We start from the raw sequence: 272 nt of genomic DNA, 5'->3' as shown, positions 1-272 counted from the left end.
CATCTACCGGCTCGCCGCTACCCGCACAATGGGTAAAATTGACGCCATAACCCAGATGCCCGAGCAGTGCCAGTTCAAAGCGGCGCAGCGCGGGTTCTGGCGTACCAGTGACCCCTGCAAGAGACTGAATGCAGTGCAAGTAATCGAAAAAAAGTTCAGAGAAGCGCGTCTCGTATTCCAGTACGCGGGAGAGAAGTTCGTTGATGTACAGACCGCTGTAAAGCGTGATACCGCTTAATGGCAGCGCCAGCGAGACGGCTTCAGCACTGCGC

1 protein-coding gene is annotated in these 272 nt (G+C 55.9%); it reads right to left on the bottom strand.

Translation table 11 applies throughout. The features are described from left to right. On the bottom strand, positions 1-272 hold a 272-nt coding region (recO, locus tag NDO48_RS29190; protein WP_267322912.1), incomplete at both ends, for a DNA repair protein RecO.

The organism is Aminobacter sp. MET-1, from assembly GCF_026521175.1.
Lineage (GTDB): Bacteria > Pseudomonadota > Alphaproteobacteria > Rhizobiales > Rhizobiaceae > Aminobacter.
Note: the sequence above shows the minus strand (reverse complement) of the source record. Positions and strands in the feature narration are given on the sequence as shown.